The following is a 24,120-nucleotide window of genomic DNA, read 5'->3' on the forward strand; positions in this document are numbered from 1 at the left end:
GTTAAACTCCTAACTTCCATGACAGGGTACGCAGCAGATCGGCAAACACACCCGCCGCCGTAACATCGTTCCCTGCGCCATAGCCGCGAAGCACCAGCGGCAGTGGCTGATAATAGTGGCTGTAAAACGCGAGGGCGTTTTCGCCGTTTTTGACTTTGTACAGCGGGTCGTTGCCATCCACTTCGGCAATCTTCACCCGGCACACGCCATCTTCTTCAATGTTGCCAACATAGCGCAATACCTTACCTTCATCACGGGCTTTCGCAACGCGAGCGGCAAAAGCGTCGTCAAGCTGCGGCAAATTTGCCATGAATGCAGCGACATCACCGCTGCTGTCAAATTCTGCTGGCAGCACGGGTTCAATCACGATATCGGAAAGCTCAAGCTCACGGCCCGTTTCACGGGCGAGGATCAGCAGCTTGCGCGCCACGTCCATACCGGAGAGATCGTCACGCGGATCCGGCTCGGTATAGCCCAGCTCGCGCGCGGCGCGGGTGGCTTCCGACAGGCTCATCCCCTCATCCAGCTTGCCGAAGATAAACGACAGCGAGCCGGAGAGAATGCCGGAGAAACGCTGCAGTTCGTCGCCGGCGTTCAGCAGGTTCTGCAGGTTCTCGATAACCGGCAGGCCCGCGCCCACGTTGGTGTCGTACAGGAACTTGCGGCGCGACTTGCTCGCCGCCAGACGCAGCTGGTGATAGTAATCCATCGACGAGGTGTTGGCCTTTTTGTTCGGCGTCACCACGTGGAACCCCTCGCGCAGGAAGTCGGCGTACTGATCGGCCACCGCCTGGTTCGAGGTACAGTCGACGATCACCGGGTTAAGCAGATGATACTCTTTCACCAGGCGGATCAGGCGCCCCAGGTTGAACGGCTCTTTCGCCTCGTTCATCTCGGCCTGCCAGTTTTCCAGTTTAAGGCCATGCACATTGGTCAGCAACGCTCTGGAGTTGGCAATCCCACAGACGCGCAGATCGATATGTTTCTTCTTCAGCCACTCCTGCTGACGCTTCACCTGCTCCAGCAGCGCGCCGCCCACCCCGCCGACGCCAATCAGGAACAGTTCGATAACCTGATCGGTGTTAAACAGCATCTGGTGAACCACGCGTACGCCGGTGGTGGCGTCATCGTTGTCCACAACAACAGAAATTGAACGCTCTGACGAGCCCTGGGCAATCGCCACGATATTGATATTGGCGCGCGCCAGCGCGGCAAAGAACTTGGCGGAGATACCGCGCAGCGTACGCATGCCGTCGCCGACCACGGAGATAATCGCCAGACGCTCCTGAATGGCGAGCGGCTCCAGCAGCTCTTCTTTCAGCTCCAGGTAGAACTCGTCCTCCAGCGCGCGGCGGGCGCGCAGGCAGTCGGCCTGCGGCACGCAGAAGCTGATGCTGTATTCGGAAGAAGACTGGGTAATCAGCACCACCGAGATACCGTTACGGGACATAGCAGCAAAGACGCGCGCCGCCATGCCGACCATCCCCTTCATCCCCGGACCGGAGACGCTGAACATCGCCATGTTGTTGAGGTTGGAGATGCCTTTGACCGGCAAACCGTCTTCATCGGTACTCGCGCCAATCAGCGTACCCGGCGCCTGCGGATTACCGGTGTTTTTAATCAGGCAAGGGATCTGGAACTGGGCAATCGGGGAGATGGTACGCGGGTGAAGCACTTTGGCGCCGAAGTAGGAAAGCTCCATCGCTTCCTGGTACGACATCGACTTCAGCAGTCTGGCATCGGGTACCTGGCGCGGGTCGCAGGTATAAACGCCGTCGACGTCAGTCCAGATTTCACAACAGTCCGCACGTAAACAGGCGGCCAGCACGGCGGCGGAGTAGTCGGAGCCGTTACGGCCCAGCACCACCAGCTCGCCCTTCTCGTTACCGGCGGTGAAGCCTGCCATCAGGATCATGTGGTCAGACGGAATTTTGCTGGCGGCGATACGGCGGGTTGATTCGGCAATATCAACGGTGGATTCGAGGTAGTGGCCCACCGCCAGCAGTTTTTCAACCGGATCGATTACGGTCACGCTATGGCCGCGCGCTTCCAGCACGCCGGCCATGATGGCGATAGAAAGTTTTTCGCCCCGGCAGATCAGCGCCGCGTTGACGCTGTCCGGGCACTGGCCGAGAAGGCTGATGCCGTGCAGGACGTGTTTGATTTGCGCGAACTCCTGCTCAACGAAGGACTTCAGCTGAGCGTGCGGGAAGCCAGGCAGCGCCTCTGCCAGCCCTTGCAATAAATCAGCGAAGATACGTTCTGCGTCGCTGATGTTCGGGAGTGCATCCTGGCCACCGATGGTTTTTTCAATCATCGCCACCAGATGGTTCGTGATTTTTGCCGGGGCAGAGAGCACGGTAGCAACCTGCCCCTGCCTGGCGTTGCTTTCCAGGATATCGGCAACACGCAGAAAACGTTCTGCATTTGCCACTGATGTACCGCCGAACTTCAACACTCGCATGGTTCTACCTCGTTTCCTTTAGCCGAAAAAAAAGCCCGCACTGTCTAGGTGCGGGCTTTTTTTTGTTTTTCCTGTACGCGTCAGCCCGCATCGTTACCTGTGGTAATGATGATGGTTGTGGTAATGGTGGTGATGCTGATGCGTTTCATGGATGTTGTGTACTCTGTCATTATTATCTGTCTGTGCTGTATTCTTTTAGGGTTAAAGGATCGGGCACCTTAAGTCAACGAATTTTTAATTTGATCACAATTCGGGAGACTCTCACCTCCCGCTGTTTGCAGATTTATTTTCATCCGATTCGCCCAGATGCAACCCATCAGGACAGACTTATTCTCCATAGTAAAAACTTATGACAGGATTTTACTCCGCTAATTTTTTTTCAATATCGTGCAGCAAACGGTGCAGCATTGCGGTGTCCCGCTGCTCAAGACGGCCCAAACGCTGCTGCAGCCAGTCAGCCATTTTCTGATCGTCCGCTACCCCCAGCTGAGACAACAGTTGCTCAACGCGAGCGCGCAGCGCAGCCAGCTGATTTTCATTTGCCCCTTCTGCCGGAGGTTGGGGGATTTGTATTAGGGAGGCTAATTGATAGCAGTAAACCATGACCGCCTGGCCTAAATTCAGGGAGGGATAATCGGCGACCATCGGCGCACCGGTAAGAACGTCCGCCAGCTCCAGCTCTTCGTTGGTTAATCCGGAATCTTCGCGACCAAACACCAGAGCGGCCTTCTCCAGCCACTGGCTTTTCTCGCTCAGCATCGGCACCAGCTCCGCTGGCGTGGCATAGTAATGGAACTTCGCACGGCTGCGCGCGGTGGTCGCAACGGTAAACGAAATGTCGTGCAGCGCATCAGCAAGCGTAGCGTAAGTGGTTATATTATCGAGGATATCGCCCGATCCGTGCGCTACCCAACGAGCCGCAGGCTCCAGGTGGGCAGTGCTGTCCACGATACGTAAATCTGTGAACCCCATGGTTTTCATGGCACGCGCGGCAGCGCCTATATTTTCGGCTCTGGCTGGGGCAACCAGTACAATCGACAGATGCATTTATGCTCTCTTTTTAATCAGTTAGCGGGTAAAAATGTGATGCACTTCAACATATTACGCAGCGAGAATTTACAAAATTGCAACACAAATCACCGAAATAGCGTTTCATAACAAATTAAAAACGCTAAACTATTCCTTGTCTGAACAATCAGTTAGAATGTTAACAGAACACTATTATCCCTATGTTTTATAATGATAATAGCAACATGAATACCCTATTCTGATTGGATTCGCTTCGTTTATAAATCAATGTCCGCAACTAGTTGGTTTATTGAAAAATTGTGACAAAGGCTAGCATTCCGCTACGATGATTTCATCAAACTGTTAACGTGCTACAATTGAACTTGATATATGTCAACGAAGCGTAGTTTTATTGGGTGTCTGGTGTCACTTAGCCTGTTATGTTGCTGTTAAAATGGTTAGGATGACAGCCGTTTTTGACACTGTCGGGTCCAAAGGGAAAGTACCCAAGACCAAGCTAATGATGTTGTTGACGTTGATGGAAAGTGCATCAAGAACGCAATTACGTACTTTAGTCACGTTAAGCCGATCATGTTAATTTGCGACATGCATCAGGCAGGTCAGGGACTTTTGTACTTCCTGTTTCGATTTAGTTGGCAATTTAGGTAGCAAACATGCAGACCCCGCACATTCTTATCGTTGAAGACGAGTTGGTAACACGCAACACGTTAAAGAGCATTTTCGAAGCAGAAGGCTACGATGTCTTTGAAGCGACCGATGGCGCAGAGATGCATCAGATCCTTTCTGAAAATGATATCAACCTGGTGATCATGGATATTAACCTGCCGGGCAAAAACGGTCTTCTTCTGGCGCGCGAACTGCGCGAGCAGGCGAACGTCGCGTTAATGTTCCTGACAGGCCGTGATAACGAAGTTGATAAAATTCTTGGCCTGGAAATCGGTGCGGATGACTACATCACCAAGCCGTTCAATCCTCGCGAGTTAACCATTCGTGCACGCAACCTGCTGTCCCGCACCATGAACCTGGGTACGGTCAGCGAAGAGCGTCGTAGCGTAGACAGCTACAAATTCAACGGCTGGGAACTTGATATCAATAGCCGTTCGCTGATTAGCCCGAACGGTGAGCAGTATAAACTGCCGCGCAGTGAATTCCGCGCGATGCTGCACTTCTGCGAAAACCCGGGCAAAATTCAGTCCCGTGCAGAGTTGCTGAAGAAAATGACCGGCCGTGAGCTGAAACCGCACGACCGTACCGTAGACGTGACCATTCGTCGTATTCGTAAGCATTTCGAATCTACGCCAGATACGCCGGAAATCATCGCCACGATCCACGGCGAAGGGTATCGTTTCTGCGGCGATCTGCAGGAGTAATCCCGCAGTTAACGCATTAAAAAACGGCGCATTTGCGCCGTTTTTTTTATTCCCGCCACGGCATAATCGGCACCGCGCTGATTGCGTTTTTCGGCGAGCCTTCCACCACTTTGTCAGAGTAGGCAAGGTACGCCAGGGTGTTGCGTTTGGCATCATAGAAACGCACCACCTGCAGTTTTTTGAATACCAGCGAAGTCCGTTTCTGGAATACAACGTCGCCCTGCGCTTTGCCGTTTTTAATTTTATCGCTCAACTCAACCGGCCCCACCTGCTGACAAGAAATCGCCGCATCGGAAGTATCTTCCGCCAGTCCCAGCCCGCCTTTGATACCGCCCGTTTTCGCGCGGCTGACGTAGCAGGTGACGTTTTTCACGTCCGGATCGTCAAACGCCTCCACCACGATTTTGTGGTCCGGGCCGAACATTTTGAACACGGTATCGACGGAGCCAATCTGCTCTGCCTGCGCCACGCGCCCGACCATCAGCATCAACGCGGTGAAGATCAAAGTCTTGTATTTCATATTGTTACCATTCTTTAAAATTACACTGAGCGATTATTCAACACTTTAGACAAAAATGTAGCAAGATCACAGGATTAGAATATATCTGCCTGTAATGTGCTCTAAAAAGCATGAATGCGCAAAAAAAACACTGAATGCTAAAACATCAAAAAATGCTATTATCCGCTAACCTGTTATCAGGCACCTGCTGTTTTAAGGATGAGGATAGTATATGGATCAGGCTGGAATTATTCGCGACCTGCTCACCTGGCTGGAAGGTCATCTCGACCAGCCTTTGTCACTGGATAATGTGGCGGCTAAAGCAGGCTATTCCAAGTGGCATCTGCAAAGGATGTTCAAGGATGTCACCGGTCATGCTATCGGGGCCTATATTCGCGCACGTCGTTTATCAAAATCTGCGGTGGCTTTGCGCCTGACCGCGCGGCCGATTCTGGATATTGCCCTGCAATATCGTTTCGATTCGCAGCAGACCTTCACCCGCGCCTTTAAAAAACAGTTTTCGTTGACGCCAGCGCTGTATCGTCGCTCGCCTGACTGGAGCTCGTTTGGCATGCGTCCGCCGCTGCGTCTGGGCGAGTTCGCGATGCCGAAATATGAAATTGTCGCGCTGCCGGAAACCCATCTGATCGGCACGACGCAGAGCTACTCCTGTTCACTGGAGCAGATTTCTGAGTTCCGTCATCAGATGCGCGTCCAGTTCTGGCGCGACTTCCTGAGCCACGCACCGACGATCCCGCCAATCCTGTATGGCCTCAACGAAACGCACCCAAGCCAGGAAAAAGACGACGAGCAGGAGGTGTTCTACACCACCGCGCTGACGCCAGAGATGGCGAATGGGTATATTCAGGGTTCGAAGCCTGTCGTGCTGGAAGGCGGCGAATACGTGATGTTCGCCTATGAAGGGCTGGGAACGGGGGTTCAGGAGTTTATCCTGACCGTTTACGGAACCTGCATGCCGATGCTGAATCTGAATCGCCGTAAAGGTCAGGACATTGAGCGCTACTACCCGGCGCAGGATGCCAAACCGGAAGAAGGCCCAATCAATCTGCGTATGGAATTCTTGATTCCAATACGTCGTTAACGCTGCAGTTCGTCAAGCGCAGGGGCATCAAGATGCGAAATGTCCCCTGCCATCTCCACTACCCAGCCCGACGCCAGCCACGCGCTTTCCTGATAATCAATCCGGGAAATGGAGCAGTTGCGCAGACGCAAACGGCGCTCAGCGTAAGCCGGTAACCCCAGAATGGTGCTCACCAGGCAACCCAACGCAATCCCGTGACTCACCAGCAGCGGACGGCTTCCCGCCGGCAGCTTCAGGCATTCCGCCAGGGCGGCATGCATGCGTACGCTAAGCTCCTGCATGGATTCGCCTTCAGGAATTCGACCATCTTCGGTACCGTTCACCAGCGTGCGGCGCCAGCCCTCCTCCGCTTCCGTCAGCGTATCGATATGGCGTTTCTCCAGCACGCCCATATCCAGCTCGCGCAGGCGCGGCTCCAGCATGACGTCGCAGCCGCAGGCGTCTGCGATGATGCGCGCCGTCTGCTGTGTGCGACCTAAATCGCTGGTAATCACGTGGGTAATGCCCAGCGTTCTGGCGCGTTCCGCCACCTGCCACGCTTGCTGCACCCCCTTCTCGGTGAGAGGACTGTCTGACTGGCCTTGAATACGTCGCTCGGCGTTCCACTGCGTTTCACCGTGGCGAACAAGGTATACCTGTAACATGCTTTTTTTCCGTTATACTGCGATGAGTTTTTTTTGAATCGAGCTTAATTATGCACCATGTTGTCTCTGCTACCACTAATCCTGCCAAAATTCAGGCAATTCTAAGGGCATTTGACGAGATCTTCGGCGCAGGATCCTGCCATATTGAGGCCATCGGCGTCGAGAGTGGCGTTCCTGAACAGCCGTTTGGCAGCGAGGAAACGCGCGCTGGCGCACGAAATCGCGTGGCAAACGCTAAGGCCGCCGCACCGAATGCTGATTTTTGGGTAGCGATTGAAGCAGGTATCGACGAAGGCGCAACCTTTAGCTGGGTTGTCATCGAAAGCCGCGAGCAGCGCGGTGAAGCGCGTTCGGCCACCCTGCCGCTGCCGGAAATCATTCTGGAAAAAGTCCGTGCGGGTGAAGCGCTCGGGCCAGTGATGTCGCAGTACACCGGCATCGATGAGATTGGCCGTAAAGAAGGGGCTATTGGCGTCTTTACCGCTGGCAAGCTGACGCGTTCAGGCGTTTACCACCAGGCCGTGATTCTGGCGTTAAGCCCGTTCCATAACGCGATTTATCGGTAAGTTTGTTGGCCGGGTAAAGAAAAGCCGTCATCCGGCATTTTTCAGCAATACCGCTTCCAGCCACTGGCGCAGCTCAACCGGCGCCGACTTCAGGCTGTTCGAGCCGCGGGTGATCGTTGCAATGCCCGCGCCGAGCTCATTTTTCAGCTCGCGCTGGCTCATTTCTCCGCGCAGCAGCTCTTCAATGATCCGCACGCGCGTGCCAAGCGCCTCACGCTCGTCCGGCGTGAGCATCAGCTGCATCAGGGGTAAATGCAGATCCTGTTCGTAAGACTGACGCAGCAGCTCCACAAAACGAAGCCACTCCAGATGACGTTGTTCGGCCATTGCCGAGGAATACGGGGAATGCTGGGTCATGTTATGCTGCCTCTTGTACTCTTTAGCGAGTACAGCATAACACAACCCACGCCGATCAGTAACGCCTCTGCCACTCGGCATCGCTCATCAGGGTATCTTTCTGCCCCATGAAGTAGCGATAGTAAGCGTCATAGGCCAGCACGTTCTTCACGTAGCCGCGCGTTTCCGAGAACGGGATACTCTCCACAAACGCTACCGCGTCGATGCGTCCGGCGCTGTTGCCGAGCCAGGTGCGCACGCGTCCTGGCCCCGCGTTATACGCCGCCGATGAGAAGATGCGGTTATTGCCGAACTGCTGATACACGTACTGGAGATAGCTGGTACCGATATTGATGTTGGTATCCGGATCCAGAAGCTGCGACGGACTGCTGTACCCCGGAATATTAAACATCTTCACCGTGTGCGTCGCCGTGCCTGGCATAATCTGCATCAGGCCGCTGGCGCCCACCGGGGAACGGACTTTCGGGTTCCAGGCGCTCTCCTGACGGGCAATCGCCATCGCGTAGCTTTGCGGGATATCTTTGCCGCTGGTGTAGCGATCGAAAAGATCTTTGTACGCCAGCGGGAAACGCTCTTCCAGATGATCCCAAAGCTTGCCGGCGATCGTCGCCTGCACGCTGAGATCCCACCAGTGATTATCAAACGCATAGCGGGCAAGCTGGGCTTTCTCATCGGTGGTGCGGCTGGTCACCAGATTCGCCCACTCGCTGCGCGCGGTGTTATCCATATTCCAGTACATCAGCTCTCGAACGCGCGCCATTTCTGGCCCCTGCGTCAGCGCCGGGTTCGCGTTGGCAGGCGCTTTATCAATGCGGAAGGTGTACTCCTCGCCCAGACGCTGCGCGGCTGCCATCGGGTAAAACCCGCGCTGCTGCATCAGCGTATGGAGGATCTCTTTGGCTTCATCATCACGGCCGCGCTCCATCAGCAGATCGGCCTGCCAGTAGCGCCATTCGTCTTTCTCTTTGGCCTCCATTGGCAAGCGCGCGAGCCAGGTATTGAGCCCGCGACGATCGCCCGTGCCCAGCGCCATGCGCACGCGGCGTTCCACCAGCGACGTGGAGTTCGAACGCATAATGGCATCGTCACGCCAGCGCGCCTGTTCATCGGTCACATCGGTGCCCATCAGTCGCCACGCCACGATGTCGCGCAGCTCCTGGGTTTGCTCCTCATTGAGCTGCTGCGCCTGCACCAGCTGCGGGATCATCAGCCGCGCGTTTTCCACATCGTCACGCGCCACGCTGGCAAAGGCCACCGCCGCCATCTGGCGGGTGAAATCGGTCGCGCCCGTACTGCGGGCAAAGGTCAGCACGCTGTTGGGATCGTTTGCAAGCCCGATAACCGCCGTGGAGATCGTCTGGTAATCGGACGGCATCTGCCCCGCCAGCGTGGTCACCAGACGCGTGTTACCGGCTTTCATCGCCAGACGGATGCGCTCAAGGTAGGACAGCGGATCCTGCTTGCCGGAAGCACGCCACGCGCTAAACAGGGAATCACAGGCGTTCGGCTGGTTTTTTCCGGTCAGCCAGAGCTCTTTCGCCCCGGCCCAGGCCTCTTCCTGCTGGCCGGTCGCCCATTTTGCGTAGTAATAGTTACACTGGGCTTCGGTGGCATTCGGCTTTTCAGGGCTAAACGCCAGCAGGCCGCGCCAGTCTTCGCGACGCGCCAGCTCGTTAACGAAACGAGACTGGAGATTTCGGGCAGGCGGCAGGGTCGGGTTCGCCTGAATGAAGTTATTCACGGTGACGGTAGGCTGGTTCATCAGGTCGTCCGTAATCTGGCGATACTCCAGATACGGATACAGCGGATAATCCTTTAGCGTCGGCATCAGTGCCTGCACGGTATCCATCTGCTTGTTGTCCCACGCCTGTTTAATCTGGGCGTAGCGGTTACGTTGTTCATCCAGTGAATCGGCATGCACCGCCTGGCTTACCGCCATTACGCATACGCTGGCAGCCAGCAGACGCCAGACCACCCGTTTGGCTTTTTCCACAAGCTCTTCCTCATTGTTTTTTCGTCAATTGCAGCGTCTTGCTACGTCAAAGTCTAATTAACTTATGCTAACCAGGCATCCTTCAACGCGCCACGTCATGGACACTTTTTTACCTTTCTTGCGCGTTTTAACACTCCCGACGTTCCTGGCTGGGATTAGGACGTGAAAAAGGCTACACTTCGAGGCTGAAATTCCTTCTCATTACGATAAAAGAGGCGAAGTCCAACGTGGCTCAATTCGTTTATACCATGCATCGTGTCGGCAAAGTTGTCCCGCCGAAACGTCATATTCTTAAAAATATCTCGCTGAGCTTCTTCCCGGGCGCAAAAATCGGTGTTCTGGGTCTCAACGGTGCCGGTAAGTCCACCCTGCTGCGCATCATGGCCGGCATTGATACAGACATCGAAGGTGAAGCCCGTCCGCAGCCCGGCATCAAGATTGGTTACCTGCCGCAGGAACCTCAGCTGAACCCGGAACACACCGTTCGCGAATCCGTTGAAGAAGCGGTATCCGAAGTGGTTAACGCGCTGAAAGGTCTGGACGAAGTGTATGCCAAATACGCCGAGCCGGATGCGGACTTCGACAAGCTGGCCGCACAGCAGGGCAAGTATGAAGAGATCATCCAGGCGCACGACGGTCACAATCTGAACGTGCAGCTGGAGCGCGCGGCTGATGCCCTGCGTCTGCCAGACTGGGATGCGAAAATCGCTAACCTCTCCGGTGGTGAACGCCGCCGCGTGGCGCTGTGCCGCCTGCTGCTGGAAAAACCAGACATGCTGCTGCTCGACGAACCGACTAACCACCTGGATGCAGAATCCGTGGCGTGGCTGGAGCGCTTCCTGCACGACTTCGAAGGCACCGTTGTGGCGATTACCCACGACCGTTACTTCCTCGACAACGTCGCTGGCTGGATCCTGGAGCTGGACCGCGGTGAAGGTATTCCGTGGGAAGGCAACTACTCTTCCTGGCTGGAGCAGAAAGATCAGCGTCTGGCGCAGGAAGCTTCTCAGGAAGCGGCGCGTCGTAAGTCTATCGAGAAAGAGCTGGAGTGGGTTCGTCAGGGCGCGAAAGGCCGCCAGTCTAAGGGCAAAGCCCGTCTGGCACGCTTCGAAGAGCTGAACAACACCGAATACCAGAAACGTAACGAAACCAACGAACTGTTTATTCCACCTGGAGCACGTCTGGGGGATAAAGTGGTTGAAGTTACCAACCTGCGTAAGTCTTACGGCGACCGCGTGCTGATCGACGATCTGACCTTCTCCGTACCGAAAGGCGCTATCGTTGGCATCATCGGTCCGAACGGCGCGGGTAAATCGACCCTGTTCCGCATGATGTCCGGCCAGGAACAGCCTGACAGCGGCTCTATCACCCTGGGTGAAACCGTGAAGCTGGCCTCCGTTGACCAGTTCCGTGACGCGATGGACAACAGCAAAACCGTGTGGGAAGAAGTCTCCGGCGGTCTGGATATCATGCGTATCGGCAACACCGAGATGCCAAGCCGCGCCTATGTTGGCCGCTTTAACTTTAAAGGCACCGACCAGGGCAAACGCGTGGGCGAACTGTCCGGCGGTGAGCGCGGTCGTCTGCACCTGGCGAAGCTGCTGCAGGTGGGCGGTAACGTTCTGCTGCTTGATGAACCAACCAACGACCTGGATATTGAAACCCTGCGCGCGCTGGAAAACGCCCTGCTGGAGTTCCCGGGCTGCGCGATGGTTATCTCGCACGACCGCTGGTTCCTGGACCGTATCGCGACCCACATCCTGGACTACCAGGACGAAGGTAAGGTGGAGTTCTTCGAAGGTAACTTCACCGAATACGAAGAGTACAAGAAACGCACGCTGGGCGCCGACGCGCTGGAGCCGAAGCGTATCAAGTACAAGCGTATCGCGAAATAAAAGCAAAACGGCAACCTCGGTTGCCGTTTTTTATGTTTGTACCCTCTCCCCGTGGGAGAGGGCCAGGGTGAGGGCATCAGGCCGCACAAATTCAGCCACCCACGTAATACCGCTTCACCTCGTCAAACTGCATCGCAAAGTCGATATAGCTCATCAGCGCGGGCGAGTTCAGCTTGCGGCTTGGATACGCCAGCCACAGATCGTTACCTTCAACATTCCACTCCGGCAGCACCTGAACCAGCGCACCTTTTTCAATTTTATCTTCCAGCAGAAATGCGGGTAAGAGCGTGATCCCCGCACCGGCAATCGCACACTCGCGGGCGTATACCAGATTATCGGTCATGTGCGCGTTATCCGGCAGGTAGCGGTAATCCTCGCTCTCGCTTCGCAGAAGCCACTCCGACCACGCCCTGTGCGTAATGCAGCGGTGCTCCACCAGCTGGCGGGGATGCGTCAGCGGCTCCCGACGCGCCAGATAGTCCGGCGAAGCCAGCATATAACGCGGGCAGTGCCCGATCATCCGGCCAATCAGGGAGGAGTCCTGCGGCTTACCGGTGCGCAGCGCTACGTCAAAACCGGCCTCGACCAGATCCACCACGTCATCAGAAATTGACACATCCAGCGAAACGTCAGGATAGCGAAGCTGGAACTCGGCGTTCATATGCGCCAGCAGCGTCGCCCCTATCCCCGCCGGACAGGTGATCCGCAGCCGCCCGCTGGGGTTTTCGCGCAGGCGCTGAATGGCGTACTCTGCCCGCTCGCTGGCCGCCAGCATCTCGCGACAGTGCACCAGATAGTGCTCGCCCGCAAACGTGAGGCTGATCCTGCGCGTGGTGCGGTTCAGCAGGCGGATACCCACCTGCTGTTCCAGCTGGCTAATTCGCTGGCTAACGCTCGATTTCGGCAGTTCGGCTTTCTGCGCGGCAGCGGTAAAGCTGCCCATCTCCGCCACCAGCGCGAACAGCGCCATATCCTGCAGCTGTTTAAACATGATTGTTCATCCTGTACGAACGCTGAGTTCTTGATTGTCCATCTTATCACGCAGCTGGCCACTTTATAGACTAGCCTCAACAAAACGCATTCCATTGAGGAGCACACCATGTCTGTTAAAGCCATTGCCGTTAACCCAGAAAATCCGTCCACCTTCATTGAAATCACCCCGCCAATGCCGCAGCCCGGCGAGCACGATCTGCTGGTGGAGGTGAAGGCCGTCTCCGTTAACCCGGTCGATACCAAAGTCCATGCGGGCATTGCCAGGAACGGGCTGAATGAGCCGCGCATCCTCGGGTGGGATGCCAGCGGGATCGTCAAAGCCGTTGGGGGTGGCGTCACCGGATTCAAACCGGGGGATGAAGTGTGGTACGCGGGCGACATTACCCGCCCGGGCAGCAATACCACGCACCAGCTGATCGACGCGCGCATTGTCGGGCACAAGCCTGCCAGCCTCGGCTGGGCCGCGGCTGCCGCGTTGCCACTGACCGCCCTTACAGCCTGGGAAGGATTATTCGAGCGGCTGAACATTCAGGATGCCGGGGCGGATAAAACGCTGCTGATCATTGGCGGCGCGGGCGGAGTGGGATCGCTGGCGATCCCCTTTGCGAAGCACAACAGCAAGGTGAAAATCATCGCGACGGCATCAAGAAAAGATTCCGCCCGCTGGTGTCGCGATCGCGGGGCTGATATTGTCGTCAACTACCGCGACCTGAAAGGCGAGCTGGCGAAACACGGGCTCACCTTTGTGGATTACATCTTCATCCTCAACGACACCGACGGGCACTGGGATGCGGTCAGCGACCTGATTGCGCCTCAGGGGCATATCTGTTCCATCGTTGAGAATGAACGTCCGCTGAACCAGGACAAGCTGAAGTCCAAGTCCGCCGCCCTGCACTGGGAATTTATGTACACCCGCAGCATGTATCAGACCGCGGATATGGCGCGTCAGGGTGAGATCCTCAATGAGGTGGCAAAGCTGGTGGATAACGGCGTGGTGGAAAGCTCACTGAGTGAAACGCTGCACGGGCTGAGCGTGGAGAGCATTACCGAGGCGCACCGTAAAGTGCTGGAGGGACATATGCGGGGGAAAGTGGTGGTTGAGTTCTGAGTGGCTTGATGCCCTCACCCCGTCCCTCTCCCACAGGGAGAGGGAGGTTAACGTCCCCTCTCCCTGTGGGAGAGGGTTAGGGTGAGGGGTAAGTTTTTACCCCTGCTCCCCCATCATCTCCTTCACCAGCTCGACGCAGCGCAGGAAACGGGAGTCATAGTCAGACTCTTCCACATGGACAAACTCAACGTTGTTTTCGTTGAGCATCTCCACCAGCATGGACTGGAACTCACGCCTGTCCACGGAGCTCCCGAGGCTGCGCATGCCGTCGGCCACCCATGGGGTGTTGTTTTCCAGCAGGATCACCAGGTCAAAGCGGTATTCGTCAATCAGCGCCTGCACGAACGGGTGCTCGCGCCCTTCGTATTTTTTACAGAACGCCTGCGTGGTCACGAAATCGGTATCGATAAACGCCACCTTGTTGGCGTATTTGACCGCAAAATCAATGTACTGGGCATGACCGAGCGCGATTTTGTCGTAGTCGGAATACTGCAGCGCCATCTCGTCGCCGCCAAGGTGCGAGAAGACATAATCGCGGCCATACTCCCACGCGCTGGTGGTGTTGAAGATGTTCGCCAGCTTGTTGACCAGCGTTGATTTCCCGCTCGACTCGCCGCCCAGGATCGCGACGGTACGCACGAAGAACGGCTTCACCTCAGTCGGGATGTACTCCCAGTAGCGGAACGGGTTCTCGCGGATCTGCGCCCCGCTGATGTTCATAAATGTACGTTTCGGGTCGATCAGCACCGTCTCGATACCCAGATGCTCGCGGAACTGCGGCGCGTCGGACTCTTCAGAGGTGTAGATCCAGTTAGGCGCAATGCCCTTCTCTTCCATAAACGCTTTGATGCCGTTGCTCCACACGTCCCAGCCGTGCGGATACGGCTCCATGCCCTCTTCGTTAAAGGCATGAATACGAATATTTTTCTGATACTTAAAGGTCTGGAGCAGCCAGCGCAGGCGGTCCGGCACGGTCGGCTGCTGCGACATGGCGCTGTCTTCAAACAGCTGACGGTCACGGGTTTCGTCGTATCCCATGATGATATGCAGCTCGTCAACCTGGCTACAGGCGCGCTGGATCAGATAGATATGTCCGGTATGCAGGGGGTAAAACTTGCCGAACACCACGCCGATGTTCTTTTGCATACGCGGGAACTCCAGCCCCAGAAAGCGGTGCAGCGCTTCCAGCTTCTGCGCGCTGGGGCTTTTGATTTTGGCGTTCAGCAGCTGGCTCAGGTAGCCTTTGGTCATGCCGCTGGCGTCCGCCACCTGCTGCAGCGTGCAGCCCTTCTGGCGGATAGCGGTCTTGATGTAGTCAAATGATGACATAAATTACGGTGCCTCCTGCAAAATCAAATTTACGTAATTATAAGTCGTCAAAGACATTTAACGCATCTGCGAGTTTTTTCACGCCAAATACCTGCATCCCTTCCGGGATCTTTTTCGGCACGTTGGCGGCGGGAACGATCGCCCGGCGGAAACCGTGTTTTGCCGCCTCGGAGATACGCTCCTGGCCGCTGGGTACCGGACGGATTTCCCCGGCGAGGCCCACTTCGCCGAATACCACCAGATCCTGCGGCAGCGGTCTGTCTCGCAGGCTGGAAACCATCGCCAGCAGCAGCGCCAGGTCTGCGCTGGTCTCCGTGACTTTGACGCCGCCGACCACGTTAACGAAGACGTCCTGATCCGCCATCTGCAGCCCGCCGTGACGGTGCAGCACCGCCAGCAGGATCGCCAGACGGTTCTGTTCCAGACCGACCGCCACGCGCCGCGGGTTGCCCATCATCGACACGTCCACCAGCGCCTGAATTTCAACAAGCAGCGGGCGCGTTCCTTCCCACAGCACCATCACCGAGCTGCCGGAGGTGATCTCATCGCCGCGGCTCAGGAAGATGGCCGACGGGTTGCTGACCTCGCGCAGCCCCTGCTCGGTCATGGCAAATACGCCTAACTCATTCACCGCTCCAAAGCGGTTTTTGTGGCTGCGCAGGGTACGGAAGCGGGAATCCGCGTCGCCGTCGAGCATCACGGAGCAGTCGATACAGTGCTCGAGCACCTTCGGTCCCGCCAGCGACCCGTCTTTGGTCACGTGGCCGACCATCACAATCGCCACGCCGCGCGTTTTGGCAAAGCGCGTCAGGTAAGCCGCGGTTTCACGCACCTGCGCGACGCTGCCCGGCGAAGACTGAATGTCCGCCATGTGCATCACCTGGATGGAGTCGATCACCATCAGCTTCGGCTGCTCTTCTTCAGCGATCATGCAGATCTGCTCGATGCTGGTTTCGGAGAGCATGTTCAGGTTGCCGGTCGGCAGGCCCAGACGGTGCGCGCGCATCGCCACCTGCTGCAGTGACTCTTCGCCCGTGACGTACAGGGTTTTCATCTGTTCGGCGAGCTTGCAGAGCGTTTGCAGCAGCAGGGTCGATTTACCCGCGCCCGGGTTACCGCCGATCAGGATCGCGCTGCCCGGCACCACGCCGCCGCCGAGCACGCGGTCAAACTCTTTGAACCCGGTGGAGAAGCGCGGCAGCTCTTCGAGGCTGATGTCCGAAAGTTTTTGCACCTTCGCCACGCCCGCGTTACCGGCATAGCCGCTCAGGCGCTCATTGCGCGCCACGCTCGGCGAAGCCGCCACACCACGCACTTCGGTGATGGTGTTCCAGGCATGACAGGCGCTGCATTGCCCCTGCCAGCGCGGATAATCCGCACCACATTCATTACAAACAAATGCGCGTTTTGGAGCTTTCGCCACGGTTTACCTCGTTATTTCTGATTAATGCTGCCGGAGAGAATGCAGAACACCCCCATCAGGTCAGCGTGACGGATAGTGACTTCCGTCTTTTCATTCACTTTTGGCTTGGCGTGGTAGGCAATGCCCAGCCCGGCGGCTTTGATCATCGGCAGGTCGTTCGCGCCATCGCCGATGGCGACGGTCTGGACGACCGGAATTTCATATTTTTCCGCCAGACGCGTCAGCGTATTGGCTTTGTACTGGGCATCTACGATATCGCCGATCACCTGGCCGGTCAGCTTGCCGTCCATGATCTCCAGCTCGTTGGCCACCACGGTGGTCAGATGCAGTTTTTCCCGCAGGTAATCCGCGAAGAAGGTGAAGCCACCGGAGGCAATCGCCACCTTCCAGCCGAGGGATTGCAGCTTCAGCACCAGCTGCGTCAGCCCTGGCATCAGCGGCAGCACGTCGCGCACCTGGCGCAGAATGTTGGCATCGGCCCCTTTCAGGGTTGCCACGCGCTGGCGCAGGCTGGCGGTGAAGTCCAGCTCGCCGCGCATCGCACGTTCGGTGACTTCCGCCACCAGCTCGCCGCTGCCCGCCAGCTTCGCAATCTCGTCAATACACTCGATCTGAATGGCGGTTGAGTCCATGTCCATCACCAGCAGGCCCGGGGTTTTCAGATGCGGAATTTTGCCCAGCGGCGCGACGTCCAGCCCCGCGTCATGCGCCAGACGTGTTGCGCGCTGCGTCAGGGAACCCGCCAGGCGAATAACCTGGTAGTCTTCCACGCACCAGGCGGCGACGATGACCATTGCCGCACCGAGCTTGCTTTGATACTGAGTCAGGCGTTGCTTATCCAGACCGCGTCCGTAGAGGAGCCAGCCGCTACGACCGGCGTGGTAATCCAGAGGCATCACCTCATCGCCACTTAAAGAGAGCGGCAATCCTGGCCATAAAGAGACATCCGTTGGCAGGTCACACCAGGTAATGTTCGGCATTAAAGCTCCTGTAATTTCGTTCGCGCCGGAAGGTTGCAGAGGGAAAATAACGCATGAGGCTACCCTGTAACCATCACTTCTGGCAACATTAAGCCGTAAATTTTCAGCAGGTGGAATATGGCTCGCGCAAAACTGAAATTCCGGCTTCATCGCGCCGTGATTGTCCTTTCCTGTCTCGCACTACTAGTGGTGCTGATGCAAGGGGCATCGTGGTTTAGCCAGAACCATCAACGGCAACGCAACCCGCAGTTTGAAGAGCTGGCCCGCACGCTGGCGCGCCAGGTGACGCTCAACGTCGCACCGTCCATGCGTACCGAAACGCCGGACGATAAGCGGATAGGCCAGGTTTTACGCCTGCTCACGGAGAACAGCCGCATTCTTGATGCTGGCGTCTATGATGAGCAAGGCAACCTGATTGCCCGCGCGGGCGAGCACGTCGACGTGCGCGACAGGCTGGCGCTGGACGGGAAAAAAGCCGGGGGCTACTTTAACCAGCAGATTGTCGAACCTATTCAGGGGAAGAATGGCCCGCTGGGCTATCTGCGCCTGACCCTCGATACCCACACCCTGCCTACTGAAGCCAAACAGGTCGATAATACCACCAATATTCTGCGCCTGATGCTGCTGCTTTCACTCGCCATCGGCGTTGTGCTGGCGCGCACCCTGCTTCGCGGCAAGCGCTCGCGCTGGCAGCAATCCCCGTTCCTGCTGACCGCCAGCAAATCCGTCCCCGAAGACGAAGAGAGCGAGAAGAAAGATTAGTGATAAAGTAGGCAAACGATTCGGAAAAGGAACTTTGCCATGACGACGTTACGCCTGCTTATCTCTGACTCTTACGATCCCTGGTTTAATCTCGCGGTAGAAGAGTGCATCTTCCGCCAGATGCCCGCTACCCAGCGCGTACTGTTTCTCTGGCGTAACGCCGATACGGTGGTCATCGGCCGCGCGCAAAACCCGTGGAAAGAGTGCAATACGCGGCGCATGGAAGAGGACAACGTCCGTCTCGCGCGCCGCAGCAGCGGCGGCGGCGCGGTGTTTCACGATCTGGGCAATACCTGCTTTACCTTTATGGCGGGCAAACCGGAATACGATAAAACCATCTCAACGTCCATCGTCCTCAACGCGCTCAATTCACTCGGCGTGACGGCAGAAGCCTCCAGGCGTAACGATCTGGTGGTGAAAACCCCCGAGGGCGACCGGAAGGTCTCCGGCTCCGCCTACCGTGAAACGATGGATCGCGGCTTCCACCACGGCACCCTGTTGCTGAACGCCGATTTGAGCCGTCTGGCTAACTACCTGAATCCGGATAAGAAAAAGCTCCAGGCCAAAGGAATTACCTCCGTGCGCGGCCGCGTGGCAAATCTGGTGGAGCTGCTGCCGGGGATCACGCACGAGCAGATTTGCGATGCCATCGGTGACGCGTTCTTTGAACATTACGGCGAGCGCGTTGAAGCAGAAGTCATCTCCCCTGAAAAAATCCCGGACCTGCCCAACTTCGCCGAAACCTTCGCCCGCCAGAGCAGCTGGGAGTGGAACTTCGGTCAGGCTCCTGCGTTTTCCCATCTGCTGGACGAGCGTTTTACCTGGGGCGGCGTGGAGCTGCATTTTGACGTGGAGAAAGGCCATATCACCCGCACGCAGGTGTTTACCGATAGCCTGAACCCGGCACCGTTAGAGGCGCTGGCGGCACGTTTGCAGGGCTGTTTGTACAGGGCAGATATGCTGCAGCAGGAATGCGACGCGTTGATCGGAGATTTCCCGGAGCAGGAAAAAGAGCTGCGGGAGCTGTCGGCGTGGATTGCACAGGCCGTGCGCTAGGTGCGGTCTGGTGCCCTCACCCCGGCCCTCTCCCACAGGGAGAGGGAGGGAAGAGACAGAATTACTCTTTATCGCCCAGCAGAACGGATTCCAGCGCGATTTTGATCATGTCGTTAAAGGTAGTCTGACGCTCGGCAGCAGTGGTCTGCTCGTGGGTACGGATGTGGTCAGACACGGTGCAGATGGTCAGCGCTTTCGCACCAAACTCAGCCGCGACGCCGTAAATACCCGCCGCTTCCATTTCCACGCCCAGGATACCGTATTTCTCCATCACGTCGAACATCTCGCCGCCGTCCGGGGCATAGAACAGGTCAGCAGAGAAGATGTTACCCACGCGCGCTTCAACGCCCAGCGCTTTTGCCGCGTCAACCGCGTCACGCACCATGCCGAAGTCAGCAATCGCCGCGAAGTCATGGTCTTTGAAACGCATGCGGTTAACTTTGGAATCGGTGCAGGCACCCATACCGATAACGATGTCGCGCAGCTTAACGTCCATGCGCACCGCGCCGCAGGAGCCAACGCGGATGATTTTCTTCACGCCGAAGTCGGTGATCAGCTCTTTGGTGTAGATAGAGCAGGATGGGATACCCATACCGTGGCCCATAACGGAGATTTTGCGGCCTTTATAGGTACCGGTGAAGCCCAGCATGCCGCGAACGTTGTTCACTTCACGCACGTCTTCCAGGAAAGTTTCTGCAATGTGCTTCGCGCGCAGCGGGTCGCCCGGCATCAATACGACGTCAGCGAAATCACCCATTTCTGCGTTAATGTGAGGAGTTGCCATCTTCAGTTCCTTTTACATTGTTTATTCTTTTCACCCTCTCCCTGTGGGAGAGGGCCGGGGTGAGGGCATCAGACCTCACCCAACATGATTCAGAACATGGCCTTGCCATATTCCATGTCAGACGTACCAAAGTATTTCGCCAGGGTCTGGCCGATGTCCGCGAAGGTTTCACGGTGACCGAGCGAGCCCGGCTTCACTTTCGGGCCGTACACCAGCACCGGAATGTGCTCACGGGTGTGGTCGGTACCGGTCCAGGTTGGGTCACAGCCGTGGTCTGCGGTCAGGATCAGAATGTCATCTTCACCCACCAGCTCCATCAGCTCCGGCAGACGACGGTCGAACAGCTCAAGACCTGCTGCATAGCCCGCTACGTCACGACGGTGGCCCCAGGAGGAGTCGAAGTCCACGAAGTTGGTGAAGACGATAGTCTTGTCGCCCGCTTCTTTCATCTCTTTGATGGTGGCATCAAACAGCGCGTCCAGACCGGTGGCTTTCACTTTTTTGGTGATGCCGCAGTTGGCGTAGATATCCGCGATTTTACCCACGGAAACCACGTGGCCGTCTTTCTCTTCAACCAGCTTCTGCAGTACGGTCGGTGCCGGTGGCTCAACGGCCAGGTCATGACGGTTACCGGTACGCTGGAAGTTACCCGCTTTGTCGCCGATAAACGGACGCGCGATCACGCGGCCAATGTTGTAGCCGCCTTCGGTCAGCTCTTCACGGGCGATTTCGCACAGCTCGTAGAGTTTATCCAGGCCGTAGGTCTCTTCGTGGCAGGCAATCTGGAACACGGAGTCAGCAGAGGTGTAGAAAATCGGCTTGCCGGTTTTCATGTGCTCTTCGCCGAGCTGATCCAGAATCACGGTACCGGAAGAGTGGCAGTTTCCGAGGTAGCCCGGCAGGTTGGCGCGCTTCACTAGCTTATCAAGCAGCTCCTGCGGGAAGCTGTTCTCGTGATCGGAGAAGTAACCCCAGTCGAACAGCACCGGCACACCGGCGATTTCCCAGTGGCCAGACGGGGTGTCTTTACCGGAGGAGAGTTCGTGAGCCCAGCCATAGGCGCCCACGACTTCCGCGTTGCCGTCCATACCGGCTGCGATTTTACCGGTAGAACCTTCATGCGCTTTCACCAGACCGAGGCGGGTCAGGTTAGGTAGAGTCAGAGGGCCTTTACGACCGTTGTCCGCTTCGCCTTTCGCACAGGCTTCCGCGATGTGGCCCATGGTATCGGAACCCACGTCACCAAAACGTTCTGCATCTTCGGTTGCGCCGATGCCGAATGAGTCCAGCACCATAATAAATGCACGTTTCATAATTGTTCTCCGTACGTAGTGCTTCAAAAATTATCGATCAGATCAGTATACCGCTATTCGGTGATACGGCGATAGACAGTCGGTGTGGTTTCCGGCGCTTTATCGTCAAGCGTAATAGCCGCTTTCACCGCTTTAGCCGCTTCCTGCCAGCTGGCTTCGTCTTTGGCGTGGATCACCGCCAGCGGACGTTGACCGTCAACTCTGTCGCCCAGACGGGCCATATCGGTAAAGCCGACGCTGTAATCAATGGTGTCTGACGCCTGACGACGGCCGCCGCCCATCGAGACCACCGCCATGCCGAGGGCACGGGTGTCCATCGCAGAGACAAACCCTTCGCTATCGGCATACACCGCTTTGCTGAGCGTCGCGGTTGGCAGGTATTTCGCGTAGTTTTCGACGAAATCGGTCGGGCCCCTCTGGGCTGCAACCATGCGGCCGAAAATGTCCACCGCTTTGCCGTTATCCAGCACCGCCTGCAGCTTCGCGCGGGCTTCTGCGTCGTCTTTGGCCAGCTTGCCGGAGATTAACATCTCAACGCACAGCGCCATGGTGACGTCGAACAGACGCGGGTTACGGTATTCGCCTGTGAGGAACTGGACGGCTTCACGCACTTCGACGGCGTTACCGGCGCTGGAGGCCAGCACCTGGTTCATGTCAGTGAGCAGCGCGGTGGTGCGCACGCCCGCGCCGTTGGAGACCCCAACGATCGCTTCGGCAAGCGCAGCAGAAAGTTCATAGGTCGGCATAAAGGCGCCGCTGCCGACCTTCACGTCCATCACCAGCGCGTCCAGCCCTTCTGCCAGTTTCTTCGCCAGGATAGAGGCGGTGATCAGCGGGATGGAGTCAACGGTCGCGGTGATGTCGCGGGTCGCGTAGAAACGCTTGTCTGCCGGAGCAAGAGAGCTGGTCTGGCCGATAATCGCCACACCAACGTCTTTAATAATGTCGCGGAAGCGGTTGTCGTCCGGGAAGATATCGAAGCCCGGAATGGCTTCCAGTTTGTCGAGCGTACCGCCGGTGTGGCCCAGGCCGCGCCCGGAGATCATCGGGATGTAACCGCCGCAGGCTGCCACCATGGGGCCGAGCATCAGAGACGTCACGTCACCCACGCCGCCGGTGGAATGTTTATCCACAATCGGGCCGTTAAGGTTGAGGCTTTTCCAGTCCAGAACGGTTCCTGAATCTCGCATCGCCATGGTCAGCGACACGCGCTCAGGCATCGACATATCGTGGAAGAAAATGGTCATCGCCAGAGCCGCAATCTGCCCTTCTGAGACGGTGTTATCACGAATGCCGTTGATAAAGAAGCGGATCTCTTCGTCGCTTAATGCATGACCATCACGTTTTTTACGAATAATTTCTTGTGCGAGAAACACGGTAACCTCCATGCGGAATCGGGGGAGTTGTGGCGGGTGGCGTGACGCTTACCCGCCCTACGATCCTGTCGGCCGGATAATCAAAGTATCATCCGGCATTGTCTGGCAATCAGTAGCTGCTTGCGCTCTTACCGTCGCCGTGACCCAGCACTTTCAGCAGGCTGGCCAGCAGGCTGGACGCACCGAAGCGGTAGTGACGGGAGTCCGCCCAGTCGGCGCCAAACAGCTCGTCGGCAATCGCCAGGAACTGCTGCGCATCTTCAGCGGTACGCACGCCGCCCGCAGGTTTGAAACCAACGGTTTTGGATACGCCCATGTCGCGGATCACTTCCATCATGATGCGCGCGCTTTCCGGGGTCGCATTCACCGGCACTTTACCGGTAGAGGTTTTAATGAAATCCGCACCGGCTTTGATGGAGATTTCAGATGCTTTACGAATCAGCGCCTCTTCTTTCAGCTCGCCGGTTTCGATGATCACTTTCAGCAGCACGTTTGCCGCCGCGCACGCGTCTTTACAGGCTTTCACCAGGTCAAAACCGACCTGCTCGTTGCCGGCGATCAGCGCACGGTACGGGAACACCACGTCAACTTCGTCTGCGCCGTAGGCAATCGCCGCGCGGGTTTCTGCCAGCGCAATCTCGATATCGTCGTTGCCATGCGGGAAGTTAGTTACGGTTGCAATACGCACGTCCGGCGTGCCCTGCTCTTTCAGCGTCTTACGGGCAATCGGGATAAAGCGCGGGTAGATACAGATGGCTGCGGTGTTACCCACCGGCGTTTTCGCCTGATGGCACAGGGCGATGACTTTTTCATTGGTGTCGTCATCGTTCAGGGTGGTCAGGTCCATCAGCTTCAACGCGCGCAGGCTGCTTGCAGTTAAATCGGTCATAACATTCTCCAACGGCAGTGCCGTATAAATTTTACCTTGCGGGTCTGTGAGTATTCTAACATTCACCCGCATCCACACTTCGACATTCATCACAGTTAATGAAAACTGCATACAAATTTGCATTACTGTAATGAGATCTTCTTCAAACTTTAGTGCGTAAGTTGCCGACTAAAGCAGCGATACCCCCT

Annotated in this window: 23 protein-coding genes and 1 other annotated feature; of the genes, 7 read left to right on the forward strand and 16 right to left on the reverse strand. The window is 56.8% G+C overall.

Features of this window, described 5'->3' with window-relative positions:
- Position 1 precedes the first annotated feature (1 nt).
- The 4 genes from thrA to yjjY all read right to left on the reverse strand — a co-directional run bounded on the left by thrA (position 2) and on the right by yjjY (position 4,051).
- Complete coding sequence (gene thrA, locus AC1VYI_RS21285; RefSeq protein ID WP_226483421.1) at positions 2-2,464, reverse strand: bifunctional aspartate kinase/homoserine dehydrogenase I; 2,463 nt, start codon at positions 2,462-2,464, stop codon at positions 2-4.
- Between the two features lie 24 nt (positions 2,465-2,488).
- Positions 2,489-2,606, reverse strand: a sequence feature (Thr leader region).
- The gene (gene thrL, locus AC1VYI_RS21290; RefSeq protein WP_015572623.1) at positions 2,545-2,613 is read right to left on the reverse strand and encodes a thr operon leader peptide; all 69 of its coding nucleotides are present in this window, start codon (positions 2,611-2,613) and stop codon (positions 2,545-2,547) included. (Overlaps the previous feature by 62 nt.)
- Positions 2,614-2,824: 211 nt before the next feature.
- The gene (locus AC1VYI_RS21295; protein WP_032660775.1) at positions 2,825-3,511 is read right to left on the reverse strand and encodes a tRNA/rRNA methyltransferase; all 687 of its coding nucleotides are present in this window, start codon (positions 3,509-3,511) and stop codon (positions 2,825-2,827) included.
- Between the two features lie 399 nt (positions 3,512-3,910).
- Positions 3,911-4,051, reverse strand: a complete 141-nt coding sequence (gene yjjY / locus AC1VYI_RS21300) for a YjjY family protein (RefSeq protein ID WP_085928893.1) — start codon at positions 4,049-4,051, stop codon at positions 3,911-3,913.
- Between the two features lie 95 nt (positions 4,052-4,146).
- Here yjjY and arcA point away from each other — a divergent pair, with 95 nt between their 5' ends.
- Entirely contained in the window at positions 4,147-4,863 is a 717-nt protein-coding gene (arcA, locus tag AC1VYI_RS21305; protein ID WP_003856501.1) for a two-component system response regulator ArcA, read from the forward strand.
- A 46-nt stretch (positions 4,864-4,909) separates the two neighbouring features.
- Here the strand turns inward: arcA and creA are convergent, their stop codons facing one another.
- Positions 4,910-5,383, reverse strand: a complete 474-nt coding sequence (creA, locus tag AC1VYI_RS21310; protein WP_032660778.1) for a protein CreA — start codon at positions 5,381-5,383, stop codon at positions 4,910-4,912.
- A 211-nt stretch (positions 5,384-5,594) separates the two neighbouring features.
- Between creA and robA the strand changes: the two genes are divergently transcribed.
- Positions 5,595-6,464 (forward strand): MDR efflux pump AcrAB transcriptional activator RobA, encoded by an 870-nt coding sequence (robA, locus tag AC1VYI_RS21315; RefSeq protein ID WP_023310333.1) that lies wholly within the window; start codon positions 5,595-5,597, stop codon positions 6,462-6,464.
- On the opposite strand, the gene gpmB is transcribed toward robA, so the two are convergent.
- Positions 6,461-7,108, reverse strand: a complete 648-nt coding sequence (gene gpmB / locus AC1VYI_RS21320) for a 2,3-diphosphoglycerate-dependent phosphoglycerate mutase GpmB (protein WP_023310332.1) — start codon at positions 7,106-7,108, stop codon at positions 6,461-6,463. The genes robA and gpmB overlap by 4 nt on opposite strands.
- A gap of 50 nt (positions 7,109-7,158) precedes the next feature.
- On the opposite strand from gpmB, the gene yjjX reads away from it, so the two are divergent.
- On the forward strand, positions 7,159-7,674 hold the full coding sequence (gene yjjX / locus AC1VYI_RS21325) for an inosine/xanthosine triphosphatase (protein WP_134866824.1): 516 nt from the start codon (positions 7,159-7,161) through the stop codon (positions 7,672-7,674).
- Between the two features lie 27 nt (positions 7,675-7,701).
- Here the strand turns inward: yjjX and trpR are convergent, their stop codons facing one another.
- Both trpR and sltY read right to left on the reverse strand, forming a co-directional pair.
- Positions 7,702-8,031: a trp operon repressor gene (gene trpR / locus AC1VYI_RS21330; protein ID WP_023310330.1), complete on the reverse strand. Its 330-nt coding sequence runs from the start codon at positions 8,029-8,031 to the stop codon at positions 7,702-7,704.
- Positions 8,032-8,086: 55 nt separating this feature from the next.
- On the reverse strand, positions 8,087-10,024 hold the full coding sequence (gene sltY, locus AC1VYI_RS21335) for a murein transglycosylase (RefSeq protein ID WP_023310329.1): 1,938 nt from the start codon (positions 10,022-10,024) through the stop codon (positions 8,087-8,089).
- A 227-nt stretch (positions 10,025-10,251) separates the two neighbouring features.
- Here sltY and ettA point away from each other — a divergent pair, with 227 nt between their 5' ends.
- Positions 10,252-11,919, forward strand: coding sequence for an energy-dependent translational throttle protein EttA (gene ettA, locus AC1VYI_RS21340; protein WP_003856515.1), 1,668 nt, complete (start codon positions 10,252-10,254; stop codon positions 11,917-11,919).
- A gap of 91 nt (positions 11,920-12,010) precedes the next feature.
- Here the strand turns inward: ettA and AC1VYI_RS21345 are convergent, their stop codons facing one another.
- Complete coding sequence (locus AC1VYI_RS21345; RefSeq protein ID WP_048975081.1) at positions 12,011-12,910, reverse strand: LysR family transcriptional regulator; 900 nt, start codon at positions 12,908-12,910, stop codon at positions 12,011-12,013.
- A 108-nt stretch (positions 12,911-13,018) separates the two neighbouring features.
- Here AC1VYI_RS21345 and AC1VYI_RS21350 point away from each other — a divergent pair, with 108 nt between their 5' ends.
- Positions 13,019-14,020 carry a zinc-binding alcohol dehydrogenase family protein gene (locus AC1VYI_RS21350; protein WP_134866825.1) on the forward strand — a complete coding sequence of 334 codons (1,002 nt, stop codon included), beginning with the start codon at positions 13,019-13,021 and terminating at the stop codon, positions 14,018-14,020.
- Positions 14,021-14,116: 96 nt separating this feature from the next.
- Here the strand turns inward: AC1VYI_RS21350 and nadR are convergent, their stop codons facing one another.
- Genes nadR through serB form a run of 3 tightly spaced genes read right to left on the reverse strand, consistent with a single transcriptional unit; the run spans position 14,117 to position 17,752 of the window.
- Entirely contained in the window at positions 14,117-15,349 is a 1,233-nt protein-coding gene (nadR, locus tag AC1VYI_RS21355) for a multifunctional transcriptional regulator/nicotinamide-nucleotide adenylyltransferase/ribosylnicotinamide kinase NadR (RefSeq protein WP_134866826.1), read from the reverse strand.
- Positions 15,350-15,386: 37 nt separating this feature from the next.
- Entirely contained in the window at positions 15,387-16,772 is a 1,386-nt protein-coding gene (gene radA / locus AC1VYI_RS21360; RefSeq protein ID WP_014068810.1) for a DNA repair protein RadA, read from the reverse strand.
- Positions 16,773-16,783: 11 nt separating this feature from the next.
- Positions 16,784-17,752 (reverse strand): phosphoserine phosphatase, encoded by a 969-nt coding sequence (gene serB, locus AC1VYI_RS21365; protein ID WP_023310325.1) that lies wholly within the window; start codon positions 17,750-17,752, stop codon positions 16,784-16,786.
- A 117-nt stretch (positions 17,753-17,869) separates the two neighbouring features.
- On the opposite strand from serB, the gene AC1VYI_RS21370 reads away from it, so the two are divergent.
- The gene (locus AC1VYI_RS21370) at positions 17,870-18,514 is read left to right on the forward strand and encodes a YtjB family periplasmic protein (protein ID WP_023310324.1); all 645 of its coding nucleotides are present in this window, start codon (positions 17,870-17,872) and stop codon (positions 18,512-18,514) included.
- Positions 18,515-18,553: 39 nt separating this feature from the next.
- A complete protein-coding gene (gene lplA, locus AC1VYI_RS21375; RefSeq protein WP_134866827.1) occupies positions 18,554-19,570 on the forward strand; it encodes a lipoate--protein ligase in 1,017 nt (338 codons plus the stop codon).
- 61 nt (positions 19,571-19,631) lie between these two features.
- Here the strand turns inward: lplA and deoD are convergent, their stop codons facing one another.
- From deoD to deoC, 4 genes are all read right to left on the reverse strand, one after another.
- The gene (deoD, locus tag AC1VYI_RS21380) at positions 19,632-20,354 is read right to left on the reverse strand and encodes a purine-nucleoside phosphorylase (protein WP_010427122.1); all 723 of its coding nucleotides are present in this window, start codon (positions 20,352-20,354) and stop codon (positions 19,632-19,634) included.
- A gap of 89 nt (positions 20,355-20,443) precedes the next feature.
- On the reverse strand, positions 20,444-21,667 hold the full coding sequence (gene deoB / locus AC1VYI_RS21385) for a phosphopentomutase (RefSeq protein WP_045355085.1): 1,224 nt from the start codon (positions 21,665-21,667) through the stop codon (positions 20,444-20,446).
- Between the two features lie 53 nt (positions 21,668-21,720).
- Positions 21,721-23,043, reverse strand: a complete 1,323-nt coding sequence (deoA, locus tag AC1VYI_RS21390; RefSeq protein WP_134866828.1) for a thymidine phosphorylase — start codon at positions 23,041-23,043, stop codon at positions 21,721-21,723.
- Between the two features lie 109 nt (positions 23,044-23,152).
- Entirely contained in the window at positions 23,153-23,932 is a 780-nt protein-coding gene (deoC, locus tag AC1VYI_RS21395) for a deoxyribose-phosphate aldolase (protein WP_211361109.1), read from the reverse strand.
- Positions 23,933-24,120 lie beyond the last annotated feature (188 nt).

The sequence above is a fragment of the Enterobacter sp. QK-SA4 genome, assembly GCF_056856775.1.